General features: G+C 54.1%; 11 protein-coding genes and 1 tRNA gene. 11 read left to right on the top strand and 1 reads right to left on the bottom strand.

The window, feature by feature from the left end:
• The first annotated feature begins 31 nt into the window (after positions 1-31).
• The 11 genes from pheA to Q1A69_RS10540 all read left to right on the top strand — a co-directional run bounded on the left by pheA (position 32) and on the right by Q1A69_RS10540 (position 12,366).
• Positions 32-1,135: a prephenate dehydratase gene (pheA, locus tag Q1A69_RS10590; RefSeq protein WP_299584988.1), complete on the top strand. Its 1,104-nt coding sequence runs from the start codon at positions 32-34 to the stop codon at positions 1,133-1,135.
• Positions 1,135-3,366: a bifunctional prephenate dehydrogenase/3-phosphoshikimate 1-carboxyvinyltransferase gene (locus tag Q1A69_RS10585; RefSeq protein ID WP_299584986.1), complete on the top strand. Its 2,232-nt coding sequence runs from the start codon at positions 1,135-1,137 to the stop codon at positions 3,364-3,366. The genes pheA and Q1A69_RS10585 overlap by 1 nt, the downstream gene beginning before the upstream one ends.
• Before the next feature lie 71 nt (positions 3,367-3,437).
• On the top strand, positions 3,438-4,127 hold the full coding sequence (gene cmk, locus Q1A69_RS10580) for a (d)CMP kinase (RefSeq protein WP_299584984.1): 690 nt from the start codon (positions 3,438-3,440) through the stop codon (positions 4,125-4,127).
• 173 nt (positions 4,128-4,300) lie between these two features.
• Positions 4,301-5,980: a 30S ribosomal protein S1 gene (rpsA, locus tag Q1A69_RS10575; RefSeq protein ID WP_299584982.1), complete on the top strand. Its 1,680-nt coding sequence runs from the start codon at positions 4,301-4,303 to the stop codon at positions 5,978-5,980.
• A 141-nt stretch (positions 5,981-6,121) separates the two neighbouring features.
• Positions 6,122-6,430, top strand: coding sequence for an integration host factor subunit beta (gene ihfB / locus Q1A69_RS10570; RefSeq protein WP_299584980.1), 309 nt, complete (start codon positions 6,122-6,124; stop codon positions 6,428-6,430).
• A 112-nt stretch (positions 6,431-6,542) separates the two neighbouring features.
• Positions 6,543-6,851, top strand: a complete 309-nt coding sequence (locus Q1A69_RS10565) for a lipopolysaccharide assembly protein LapA domain-containing protein (protein WP_299584978.1) — start codon at positions 6,543-6,545, stop codon at positions 6,849-6,851.
• Positions 6,811-8,043 (top strand): lipopolysaccharide assembly protein LapB, encoded by a 1,233-nt coding sequence (gene lapB / locus Q1A69_RS10560; RefSeq protein ID WP_299584976.1) that lies wholly within the window; start codon positions 6,811-6,813, stop codon positions 8,041-8,043. The genes Q1A69_RS10565 and lapB overlap by 41 nt, the downstream gene beginning before the upstream one ends.
• Positions 8,044-8,108: 65 nt before the next feature.
• Positions 8,109-8,819, top strand: a complete 711-nt coding sequence (gene pyrF / locus Q1A69_RS10555) for an orotidine-5'-phosphate decarboxylase (RefSeq protein ID WP_299584974.1) — start codon at positions 8,109-8,111, stop codon at positions 8,817-8,819.
• 142 nt (positions 8,820-8,961) lie between these two features.
• On the top strand, positions 8,962-9,270 hold the full coding sequence (locus Q1A69_RS10550) for a ComEA family DNA-binding protein (protein WP_299584972.1): 309 nt from the start codon (positions 8,962-8,964) through the stop codon (positions 9,268-9,270).
• A gap of 272 nt (positions 9,271-9,542) precedes the next feature.
• The gene (locus Q1A69_RS10545) at positions 9,543-10,370 is read left to right on the top strand and encodes a glycosyltransferase family 4 protein (RefSeq protein ID WP_299584968.1); all 828 of its coding nucleotides are present in this window, start codon (positions 9,543-9,545) and stop codon (positions 10,368-10,370) included.
• A 43-nt stretch (positions 10,371-10,413) separates the two neighbouring features.
• The gene (locus tag Q1A69_RS10540; RefSeq protein WP_299584966.1) at positions 10,414-12,366 is read left to right on the top strand and encodes a nucleoside-diphosphate sugar epimerase/dehydratase; all 1,953 of its coding nucleotides are present in this window, start codon (positions 10,414-10,416) and stop codon (positions 12,364-12,366) included.
• 155 nt (positions 12,367-12,521) lie between these two features.
• Here Q1A69_RS10540 and Q1A69_RS10535 read toward each other — a convergent pair.
• Positions 12,522-12,597: transfer RNA gene (locus Q1A69_RS10535), tRNA-Asn, on the bottom strand.
• Between the last annotated feature and the right edge of the window lie 120 nt (positions 12,598-12,717).

Genomic DNA, 12,717 nt, shown 5'->3' with positions numbered 1-12,717 from the left:
TTATCAAATATCAGGAAAAGTAGAAAAGCGGATGAAAGAGGAAACCGTGAGTGGCGATCAGCGCCTGCTGGAGCTGCGCAATCGCATCGACAATATTGACTCCGAGATTGCCCGACTGATCAGCGAGCGGGCCAGCTGCGCGATGGAGGTGGCTGGGGTAAAAAAAGCAACCGGAGAGGATGCGCTCTACTATCGACCCGAGCGCGAGGCGCAGGTGTTGCGCCAGGCTATGGAGCGAAATACAGGCCCCTTGACCGATGAGGAAATGGCGCGGTTATTTCGCGAGATTATGTCCGCCTGCCTCGCTTTAGAGGAGCCCGTCAAGGTGGCTTATCTCGGACCGGAAGGGACCTTTACCCAGCAGGCGGCGCTGAAGCACTTTGGCAATTCGGCCCAAAGCCGTCCACTTGCGGCGATCGATGAGGTTTTCCGTGAGGTTGAGGCGGGGGCGGTGAACTATGGCGTTGTACCCGTGGAGAACTCCACAGAAGGTGTGATCAACCACACCTTGGACAATTTTATGAACTCCAACCTCAGTATTTGTGGTGAGGTTGAGCTGCGTATTCATCACCACCTGATGATTTCCGACGTGACCCGCCCGGAATCGATCACCCGTATCTACTCCCATGCACAGAGCCTGGCCCAATGCCGCAAGTGGTTGGATGCGCACTACCCCAATGTAGAGCGGGTTGCCGTGTCCAGCAATGCAGATGCCGCTAGGCGTGTCAAAGGGGAGTGGAATGCCGCGGCAATTGCCGGCGATATGGCGGCGGAGCTCTATGGTTTGAAAGTGTTGTCAGAGAAGATTGAAGATCGCCCTGATAATTCTACCCGCTTCCTGATTATCGGCACTCAGCGGGTTCCCGCCAGCGGGGATGATAAAACTTCCTTAATGGTTTCTATGCGCAATGCGCCAGGAGCGCTGCACGATATGCTGGAGCCGTTCCGTCGCTACGGTATCGATCTCACCAGAGTGGAGACGCGCCCCTCTCAATCAGGTAACTGGACCTATGTATTTTTTGTCGATCTCAAAGGACATTGCGATACAGCGGATATTGCCGAAGCGTTAAAAGAGGTTGGTGCCTGCGCCTCTGACCTCAAGGTGCTCGGCTCCTACCCGCGCGGTGTGCTGTGATGGGGCAGGGACAGGTTGGCCGGCTGCTGGTGATTGGAGTCGGTCTTATTGGCGGCAGCTTTGCGCTCGCGCTCAAAGCTGCGGGTGTCTGTCGTGAGGTAATTGGCGTCACGCCGCAGAGAGAAGCGGGCGAACAGGCAAAGACACTTGGGGTTGTCGATCGCGCTTACACCCACCTTCCGGAGGCGCTCGGCTTGTTACAGCCTGGAGACCTGGTTTTTGTTGCGGTGCCGACACTCGCGGTGGAGTCGGTGTTTGCCCAGTTGAAGGACTTTTTGCCCACTGGTGTTACGGTAACTGACGGCGCCAGTGTCAAGGGCAGTGTGCGGTCGGCAGCGGAGAAAGTGTGGGGGGAGATGCCCAGCTTCCTGGTGCCGGGGCATCCTATTGCCGGCTCCGAGAGGAGTGGTGTGAGTGCTGCTCGGGATGATCTGTATCGCGATCACCGCATTATCCTCACGCCAGCACCCGATACCGGCGCCGACCACCTGCGCCGGGTGGTGCAGGCATGGCAGGCGGCTGGAGCTGAGGTGCTGGAGATGTCTGTGGAGGAACACGATGAAGTGCTGGCCGCAACTAGTCACCTTCCGCATGTCATTGCCTTCAGTCTCGTGGATACACTGGCTCACGATGCCGAGAATGAAAATATTTTCCGCTATGCCGCCGGAGGTTTTCGCGATTTTACCCGTATCGCCTCCAGTGACCCGGTGATGTGGCGGGATATTATGCTGGCCAATCGGGAAGCCATCTTAAAAGCTATCGATCTATACAGTCTTAACCTCTCCTCCCTGCGCAGCGCCATTGCCTCCGGTGATAGCGCCGCGCTGATGGGGGTATTTACCCGTGCCAAAGCGGCGCGGGATCACTTTACAAAAATGTTGGCGAAACAAGCGTACTCAGAAACTATGCAAGCACAGGAAGTTACATTTATCGCGCAGCCGGGCGGTACCGTTAGTGGCAAACTCCGCGTTCCCGGAGACAAATCCATGTCGCATCGCTCAATTATGCTGGGCTCCCTCGCAGAAGGTGTGACTGAGGTGCAGGGGTTTCTAGAGGGGGAGGATGCTCTCGCTACCCTGCAGGCTTTCCGCGATATGGGGGTGGTGATTGAGGGACCACACGATGGCCGGGTGACAATACACGGAGTCGGCCTGCATGGCTTGAAGGCGCCACCGGGGCCTCTTTATCTGGGTAACTCGGGGACTTCTATGCGCTTGCTGGCGGGCCTGCTTGCCGGGCAGGGTTTCGATGTGAGCCTGACCGGTGATGAGTCTCTCTCCAAGCGCCCCATGAACCGAGTTGCCAATCCGTTGCGTGAGATGGGGGCGATTATCGAAACTGGCCCGGAGGGGCGCCCACCGCTCTTGGTTAAAAGCGCTGGTCAACTTAGTGGTATCCAGTATCAGCTGCCAATGGCCAGCGCCCAGGTGAAATCTGCAGTACTACTTGCTGGCCTGTATGCCCAGGGGGAGACCTCCACAGTGGAACCGGCGCCAACTCGGGACCATACTGAGCGCATGCTGCAGGGGTTTGGGTATTCCGTTGAGAGGGATGGTGCCCGAGCGACCGTGTGTGGCGGTGGGGAGCTAAAAGCTGCTCGAATTGATGTGCCGGCGGATATTTCTTCCGCAGCTTTCTTTATGGTGGCTGCCGCTATTTCTCCGGGGTCGGATGTGACTCTGGAGCATGTGGGTATCAACCCCACTCGTGATGGCGTCATACATATCCTGCGCGCTATGGGTGGTGATATAGAGCTTCAGAATACGCGTACGGTGGGTGGTGAGCCTGTAGCGGATATTCGTGTTCGCTATGCGCCGTTAAGAGGGATTCTTATACCCGAAGCTCAGGTGCCCCTGGCAATCGATGAGTTTCCCGCTCTGTTTATCGCTGCCGCTTGTGCTCAGGGAGAGACAGTCTTGACTGGTGCCGAGGAATTGCGGGTAAAGGAGAGCGATCGCATTCAGGCGATGGCCGATGGCTTGTCTGTCCTGGGGGTGAGTGCCAACCCCACCAAGGATGGGATTGTGATCGCCGGCACCTCAGGGGGGGCGGTATTTACTGGGGGCACTGTCGACAGCCTTGGGGATCACCGTATCGCCATGGCGTTTGCGGTGGCATCATTGCGTGCAAGGGATACAATTCGCATCCTGCACTGCGCCAATGTGGCGACCTCATTTCCCAACTTTGCCGAGCTGGCGGTAGGCTCAGGCCTGAAGCTACAACAGCTGTGATCTGAAGTGTCGGTTACGGGGTAGGGTTTAGGGTTGCGCGGCTTAAGAAGAAGTAGAGTTGTAAAAAGAATATGAATGACACAAACAGGCTGCCCCCGGTAGTCACAATCGATGGCCCCAGCGGCTCGGGAAAAGGGACTATTGCAAAGCTGTTGGCGGATAGGCTCGGTTTCACCCTGCTTGATTCGGGGGCGCTCTATCGGGCTGCCGCACTGGCCGCCCTACAAAAAGAGGTGGACCTTGCCGATGAGGCCGTATTAACCCAGGTTGCCAAAGACCTGGATGTGCGCTTTTTGGTGAGTGACGGTCGCCTTCAGGTTCTACTGGAGGGGCGCGATATTACGAATGAAATTCGTATGGAACGGGTGAGCATGGCGGCCTCTACGGTGGCCGCTATCCCCGGGGTGCGAGCGGCGCTACTGCAGCGCCAGCGAGATTTTCGCCTGGAGCCGGGATTGGTAGCGGATGGCCGCGATATGGGCACCACAGTGTTTCCGGATGCGCCGGTCAAGGTGTACTTAACCGCTACCGCAGATGAGCGCGCCAGAAGACGCGAGGCGCAGTTGCGGGAGAAGGGGGTTTCTGTTAGCCTCCGCGACCTGCTGGACGACATCCGTGCCCGAGATGCACAGGATATGAACCGAAAAGCTTCACCCCTAGCTCCCGCTGAGGATGCGGTAGAGCTCGATAGCACCGGAGTGGGTATCGAAGAAGTCCTCCGGAGAGTGTTGGCATTGGTACAGGAGCGGACTTCTTCCTGAGCCACGGTTATCAACAGTAGATAGTTTTTAACGACAGCGGCCGGGTTTTGCCAGAATTGCCCGGCCGCTGTTGTAATCCGACCCGCGTTCTGGCAGCGCGGTTGGGGTCACGGCTGGCGGTTGACTAAACTCAATAGTTACCAACGGCTGGACCCAGCACTATAGGTATTGTAATGAGCGAGAGCTTTGCTGATCTATTTGAAGAGAGCCTAAAAAGCGTTGAAATGGCACCGGGCGCTATTGTCACTGGTGTTGTAATCGACGTAGATAAAGACTGGGTAACCGTTCACGCGGGCCTGAAGTCTGAAGGCGTTATCCCTGCTGCACAGTTCGCCAACGACAGAGGCGAAGTTGAACTGCAGGTGGGCGACGAAGTACAGGTTGCCCTGGAAGCTGTTGAAGACGGTTTCGGTGAAACCCGTCTGTCCCGTGAAAAAGCCAAGCGCGCTGAAGCCTGGAAAATCCTCGACGCTGCCCATGCAGCTGACGAAGTGGTTAAAGGCGTTATCAGCGGCAAGGTCAAGGGTGGCTTTACTGTCGACGTTGCCAACATCCGCGCGTTCCTGCCCGGCTCTCTGGTCGATGTTCGTCCGGTTCGTGATACTGCGCACCTGGAAGGTAAAGAACTCGAGTTCAAGGTTATCAAGCTGGATGCCAAGCGTAACAACGTAGTGGTTTCCCGTCGCGCCGTAATGGAAGCTGCGACTTCCGAAGAGCGTGAAGCGCTGTTGGAAAGCCTGCAGGAAGGCATGAGCATTAAGGGTATCGTTAAGAACCTGACCGACTACGGTGCTTTCGTAGATCTGGGTGGTATCGACGGCCTGCTGCACATCACCGATATGGCTTGGAAGCGCATCAAGCATCCGAGCGAAATCGTAAACGTTGGCGACGAAATCGAAGTAAAAGTACTGAAGTTCGACCGCGAGCGCAGCCGTGTATCCCTGGGCCTCAAGCAGTTGGGCGAAGATCCTTGGGTATCCATCAAGCAGCGTTACCCAGAGAACAGCCGCGTGAAGGCGGTTGTAACCAACCTGACCGACTACGGCTGCTTTGCCGAGCTGGAAGAGGGTGTGGAAGGTCTGGTACACGTTTCCGAAATGGATTGGACCAACAAGAACATCCACCCGTCCAAAGTTGTCCAGGTGGGCGACGAGGTCGAAGTGATGATCCTGGATATCGACGAAGAGCGTCGTCGTATCTCCCTGGGTATCAAGCAGTGCCAGGAAAATCCGTGGGATGCCTTCGCGCGTAAATTCGCTAAGGGCGATAAGATCTCCGGTAAGATCAAGTCCATCACCGACTTCGGTATTTTCATCGGTCTCGACGGCAGCATCGACGGCCTGGTGCACCTGTCCGACATCTCCTGGAATGAAGCTGGCGAAGAAGCTGTTCGCAAGTTCAAGAAAGGCGACGAGATCGAGACTGTTATCCTGGGTATTGATTCCGAGCGCGAGCGCATCTCTCTGGGCGTGAAGCAGCTGGAGTCCGATCCGTTCTCTGACTACGTATCCACCAGCGATCGCGGCAGCATCGTCAATGGTATCGTGAAAGAAGTGGATGCCAAGCAGGCTGTAATCACCCTGGCGGGTGAAGTTGAAGGTATCCTGCGCGCTTCAGAGATCAGCCGCGATAAGGTTGAAGACGCTCGCAACATCCTGAAAGAAGGCGAAGAAGTAGAAGCTAAGATCACTAGCGTGGATCGCAAGAACCGCGTGATCAGCCTGTCTATCAAGGCCAAAGACCAGGATGACGAGAAGCAAGCCATGAAGGATCACAGTAAGAAGCAGTCTGACCAAGTTCAGCCCGCTACTATCGGTGACCTGATTAAGGCGCAGATGAACAATAAAGACTAATCATCTTTAAGTGTTCACCACCCCAAATACTGTATCTGGGGTGACTCGAAAGCCGGACTGGGGTTGCCCAGTCCGGCTTTCTATTAGATGATTGGCGCTCTAGTCCAGAATAATCAATGACTTACAAAGGTTGCGGAGCGCATGACCAAATCCGAACTGATCGAAAGGATTGCGTTGAGGTTGGATCAGCTGCCAGTTAAGGATGTCGAGCTGGCGGTGAAGGTGATGTTGGATACTATGTCTGATTCCCTGGCGCAGGGGGAGCGTATTGAGATACGCGGTTTTGGTAGCTTTTCTTTGCACTATCGTGCACCGCGTACTGGGCGCAATCCCAAGACCGGAGATGCCGTAGCGCTGGCCGGTAAATATGTACCTCATTTCAAGCCCGGAAAGGAATTGCGCGACAGAGTGAATCGCAGCATGCACAATATGGCCGGGATCGAAGTATGATGCACCTCTGATGCTGCCGAAATTAGGGCGGCTTTCTGATGGTTGTATAGCCTGTCTGAATACCCTTGTGGCTGCGAGATAGAGCCAACTTTAGTGGAACGCGGAGGTTCCCTTGTCATTTCTGCGCTGGCTGATGCACTTTATGTTCGGCCTTTTGGCCCTGGCCTGTGTCGCTCTCGGCATTTATTTTGCTGTGGAAAATTCCCAGATAATTTCGCCGGTTGTTGCCGGTTACGCCTTGCAGTCTGGTAGTGTCGGCGTTTGGCTTGTCTGCGTGTTGTTACTGGGTATTTTGCTCGGCTTCCTCGCTAGCCTTTTACCTATTTTTTCCCAGCGTCGTCGTGTGAGGGGTTTGAGCAAGCAGCTCAAGAAGGTGGAGCGTGAGCTTCAAGCCGCCCACCGCAAGGCATCCGGAGACTGACTTGCTGGATCTCGCCTATTTCTTCTTCCTGTTGACGGCCGTTGCTATTGGTTGGGTGTTGGGCCGTGGTAGCTCCAGGAAAAAGCCTGATTTTAGTGAGCAGGAACAGTCCTTGGCTCGCTCCTATGCGCAGGGTCTCAACTATCTGCTGAGCGAGCATCACGACGATACGATTGAGAAGTTTATCGATTCCCTTGAAGTGAGCCCAGTCACTTTTGATACGCACCTGGCACTGGGAAACCTGTTGCGCAGGCGCGGTGAGTACGATCAGGCAATCCGAGTCCATCAAAACCTACTGGCTCGTCCGAGCCTCTCAAGGCAAAGTCAGCACAAGGCCCAGTTTGAGCTGGCCTGTGATTATATAGCGGCCGGCTGGCTGGATAGGGCTGAACGTCTTTTACAGGAGTTGGTGGAAACTTCGCAGGAGTTGCGCGCTACCAGTCTCGAGCACCTGATAGAGGTTTACCGCGATGAGCGGGAATGGGCCAAAGCTATTCATGCGGTCAATCTTTTGCACGGCCGTAGATTTAAGCGCCTATCGGCGGATTGGGCACCTATACAAGCACACTTTTGCTGTGAGTTGGCTGAGGAGGCTATTGCCTCCAAAGACTACTTAAGTGCGCGCAAGCATCTCGATGCGGCTTTGGGGTATGATCGCAGCTCGGTCAGAGCCTCTCTGCTGTGGGCGCGCCTCGAGTATTTGCTCGGTAAAAAGCGAGATGCAATTAAGGTTTTGCAGCGAATCCCCAAGCAAAGTCCCGACTATATTCCAGAGATTTTAGAGTTGTTAATTACCTGTTACGTCGAGCTCGATGACGGAGCGGGGTTGGATGGCTACCTTGAGTCGCTTCTCAAGGAGTATCCCTCTAACAGTGTGCTGATCGCTTTAACTCGCAGGATCCAAGAGCAAGATAGTGAAGCTGCGGCAGCGGCTTTTATGGGTAAGCAGTTGGCCCTGCGTCCCTCTTTGCGTGGGCTTGGGCGGTTTTTGGATTTGTATATTGGCACTGCTCAGGGGAGGTCGAGGGAAAATCTCTCCCTTTTGAAGACGCTGATTGATCAGTTGATTGCCAGTCGTCCGCATTATCGCTGCAGCAATTGCGGCTTTTCTGGTAATCAATTGCACTGGCTGTGCCCCAGTTGCAAGCACTGGGATTCTGTCCGTTCAGTCAAAGGGATCGAAGGTGAATAGGTGCCCCTCTTAGGGTATGTCATTACCTGGGCCCGCTTTGTAATCTAACTCAATGAGGTATTTCTTTGCAGTCTCAAGTTTCCTCTCCAATCGTTGTGGCGCTGGACTATGACAGTGCCGATGCCGCCCTCGCTATGGCCAGTCAGCTCGACCCCTCTCTGTGTCGGGTAAAGGTCGGTAAGGAATTATTCACTATTGCGGGGCCAGACTTGGTCCGCACTCTGGTGGATCGCGGTTTTCAGGTTTTTTTGGATCTTAAGTTCCATGATATCCCCAATACTGTCGCCGCGGCGGTAAAGGCAGCTGCGCGATTGGGTGTCTGGATGGTTAATGTACATGCCGGTGGTGGAGAGCGCATGATGCGAGCGGCAGCAGAGGCTTTAGCTGAATTTGGTGAACGAAAGCCGCTACTTATAGGTGTGACAGTGCTAACCAGCACTACCCCGGAGGAGTTGGCTGCAGCAGGAGTGGTAGCGCCCTTGGGAGAGCATGTGCTGGATCTGGCGGTTAAGGCTCGTTCCTGTGGTCTTGATGGTGTCGTTTGTTCCGCGCGAGAGGCCAAATCGCTAAAAGCTGCCTGCGGTTCGGATTTTAAGCTGGTAACCCCGGGGATTCGCCCGAGGGGCAGTGATACGGGAGACCAGCGACGTACTCTGACACCCTCCGAGGCCCTGAGCCAAGGAGCGGACTATTTGGTGATCGGCCGGCCAATTACGGCTGCGGATAACCCTCTGGTAGCGTTGCAGGATATATTGTCTGAAATTACAGGAAAATAAGGTTTGTTTGCCTAGGTCGGGTGTTATGTAGTGTAATAAGCGTTTGCAGCAGTCTTACACGACCTATTGGTATCATGGCTCGGCTTGGGGAGGTAAAAGCAGTCCCAATGTGAAACTAGAACACTTTCACTGGGAGTCGATCATGATAAAAACTCATGCACTATTTACTGCGTTACTGGTAGTTGCGCTTTCACTTTTCTCTTCATCTGCAGTATATGCCAATGAGGGTGAGTTAATAGGCGCGGAACAAGTTGAACTTGAGGTCAATGTTAACAGTGCATCTGTGACTGAGTTGGCCGATAAACTTGTTGGAGTCGGTGAGGCAAAGGCGCAGTTGATCATAGAGTATCGGGAGAAGCATGGCCCCTTTACGTCGCTCGATCAGCTACTCAATGTTAAAGGGATTGGCACGGCAACACTTGACAAGAATCGCGAGCGGATTCGTTTATAGCACCCGCATTTGGCACGGTTTGGCGGCGAGTAAGCCGCCTTCCTTGCTCCCTATAGCTTGTCGAGAATTACCCGGTCTATCGGCAAGCCTCTCAGGGCCGCTGCCTGCCTTTACTCCCTTCAATGCTGCAAAATTGGTGTCTGCGCTTATTTCGTTTGTGGTTTTAGCGCTTAGTGTGGCGTCAATATAAGGTTTTGAGGGAAAAAGGTTTGATTGGTCAAATTTCAGGGTGGCTGCTCCCTTTGCTATTGGGGGGCGGGCTTAGTTATTGCATGACGTCAGTCCTGCTATCGCGTATGCAAAATTTGGCTTTGGATATTCCCAACCACCGCTCAATGCATAGCGCCCCGGTTCCACGCACGGGGGGATGGGCATTGTTGGCAGGTTGCGGGTTAGGCTTGGCGGTAGGTCCAATTTCCCTTCCGATGCTTGTCTATGTGTCTTTCTTCCTCCTCCTTGCCGTGTCGGCTCTGGATGACATTCGGCATGTCACTGCTCCGTTGCGTTTCGCGGCTCAATTGACCGCGGCTACATGGGTTGTTCTCGCGCTACCCGCAGGGGTGGATTGGTGGTGGCTTCCTCCACTTGTTTTATTGGGTGGGTGGGTGATCAATCTGTACAACTTTATGGATGGCATGGATGGTTTGGCTGGGTGCATGACGGCAGTCGGCTTTTTGTCCCTCGGTGCTGCCTGTCTTCTGGGGGGCGACTGGGAGCTTGCCGGTGTGTGTGCCTTGTTTGTGCTTTGCGCGGTGGTCTTCCTGCACTTCAACTGGCCTCCCGCAAGTATATTTATGGGCGATGCGGGATCGACGGGCATTGGCTTAGCAGTATTTACCCTAAGCCTGTTTGGCTGGCAGAGAGGCGCTTTTGAATTGTGGTTCCCGGTTATTGTATTTAGTCCGTTTTGGCTGGATGCCAGCTATACGCTATTTCGGCGTATGATCGAAGGGCAGCGTTGGTGGGAGGCTCATCGAGAGCACTTTTATCAGCGTTCCGCTATGCGTTTAGGGGTGAAAAAGATCCTACACCTACAGCTGACTCTTATGGTTGCCGCATCTGCCGTGGCGTTCGCTTTTATTGGTTTGACGGCTGCCTGAAAATGTATCAGGGGTTGGTTGGTTTCCTTTTTGGGGTGCTCGTGTGATAGGTATTTGGCGAAAGTTTGAAAGAGCCCAGAAGCCGGCGTTGATGTTGCTATTTGACTTGGCAATGCTGAGTGTTGCGTTTTTTTTGGCAATGGCAATTCGACTTAATGGTCTGACCGAAGCTCTGACACTGCCAATGCTGGCCTGCCTGGTAATAACTATCTGCTCCAGCAGTTTTATATTTCTCAAGCTTGGTCTCTATCGTACGGTCATTCGCTATATGGGGCAGAAAGCGGTTGTCGCTGTGCTCCAGGGGGTCACCGCATCCTCAATTTTGCTTGCGGTGGCTTCTTATCTGACGACGGCTGGAGTTCCCCGTTCGGTTCCAGTTATTTACTGGTGTTTCGCCCTGATTGCTGTTGGTGGGTCTCGCTGGCTGGTTCGTATTTACTACCAAATGGCGCTGGAGATCCATAAAACCCGCGTGGCCATTTATGGCGCCGGTACAGCGGGACTTCAGGTTTATAAGGCATTGTTGCACGGTGAGCTTTATAAGCCGGTCGCTTTTTTTGACGATAATATCTCGAAGCAGAAGACGCTAATTGATGGAGTAATGGTTTACTCGCCGGGAAATATTCTTGGGGTGGTTGCCGAGAAAGATATTGCTGAAGTGTTGCTGGCAATGCCGGGTGTGCCCAAGCGCCGCCGCCGTGAAATTGCGCGGAGCCTTCGCGAGCAGGGCTTGGTGGTGAAGGCTATTCCTGGTGTCGAGGAGCTTGTTGATGCCGCAGGCCGCACCGAGGGCATGTCGCAAACGTATGAAAATATTTTAGGGAGGGCTCCAGTCGAGCCAGAGAAAGCTTTAGTCGCGGGCTCTATCAGCGGTAAAGTGGTTCTTGTTACTGGTGCTGGAGGGTCGATCGGATCAGAGTTGTGTCGGCAGATTGCCCAGTGGGGGCCGGCGCACCTGGTTTTGGTGGAGTCCTCTGAGTTTGCGCTCTATCAGATCGAGCGTGAACTTCGCCAGCAGCAGCTGGATGAAGGGTATCAGCTCCGGATGAGTGCACTTCTCGGGGATATTCGGGATGGTGTGCGAATGACCGAAATTATCAGGGAATTTTCGGTAAACACTATTTACCATGCGGCGGCTTACAAGCATGTTCCCCTGGTTGAGCAAAACGTTGTTTTAGGGGCGGATAACAATGTACTGGGCACCTTGTCGGTCTTGGAGGCTGCCGAAGGTTCCAGGGTAGAGCAGTTTGTCCTCATTTCTACCGACAAAGCCGTGCGCCCAACCAATGTAATGGGGGCAACCAAGCGCTTTGCTGAGTTGATATGCCAGGATTATGGGCGTCGCTCCGGCAAAATGCGGGTTTGCATGGTGCGCTTTGGCAATGTTTTGGGCTCCTCCGGGTCGGTCATCCCCCTATTTACTGATCAGATAAATGCGGGTGGCCCCGTAACGGTCACGCACCCCAAGGTAACCCGTTACTTTATGACCATTCCGGAGGCCGCTCAGCTTGTACTGCAGGCCGGTAGCATGGGGCGTAACGGCGATGTATTTGTTTTAGATATGGGTGAGCCTGTTCTTATCCACGATCTTGCTGAGCGCCTTATTAGAATTATGGGGCACTCGGTTAAGGACGATAAAAACCCCGATGGGGATATTGAGGTCCAGGTGACCGGGCTGCGCCCCGGGGAGAAGCTCTACGAGGAATTGCTGCTGGGCGACAATGTGTCGGGCACCGATCACCCCATGATACTGCGGGCAGAAGAGGAGTATCTTGAAAGTGATATCTTGCGCTCTTTAATTGCGGAGCTGAAGCAGGCTTGTGCAGAACATCGCTGTGAAAAGGTTCACCAGGTTTTATCTTTAGCGGTGAGCGGTTACACCTCAAAGCAGGGGTTGGTGGATGCTGTGTGGTCTCGCTCCCGCAAAGTAAAGCCCGCGGTAAAAATGGCTACCGTGGAGCGACTTCCGGTTACCAGTGAGGGTGGCCTGAGCTAGTGCGCTCGAAAGTGGGCTCCCGAGTTTTAAGTTGGGTGGGGCCCGTTCTTATGTAGGCTTTAGGGGGCGCGAATTTTTCAGGGGTAGGGGCGACGGAAAGCATATTGAGCAGATAAGAAAAAACCCTGCATAGTGAACTATGCAGGGTTTTTATTTGGCTCCGCCTGCTGGGCTCGAACCAGCGACCCAATGATTAACAGTCATTTGCTCTACCAACTGAGCTAAGGCGGAATTTAATCTAACTTGTATAGCGCAAATTAACCTGCGCTTTGGAATTTGGCTCCGCCTGCTGGGCTCGAACCAGCGACCCAATGATTAACAGTCATTTGCTCTACCAACTGAGCTAAGGCG

The sequence above is a fragment of the uncultured Microbulbifer sp. genome (genome assembly GCF_947498635.1).
Lineage (GTDB): Bacteria > Pseudomonadota > Gammaproteobacteria > Pseudomonadales > Cellvibrionaceae > Microbulbifer > Microbulbifer echini.
The sequence above is the reverse complement of the archived record's forward strand: the minus strand, read 5'-3'. Positions and strand labels throughout refer to the sequence as shown.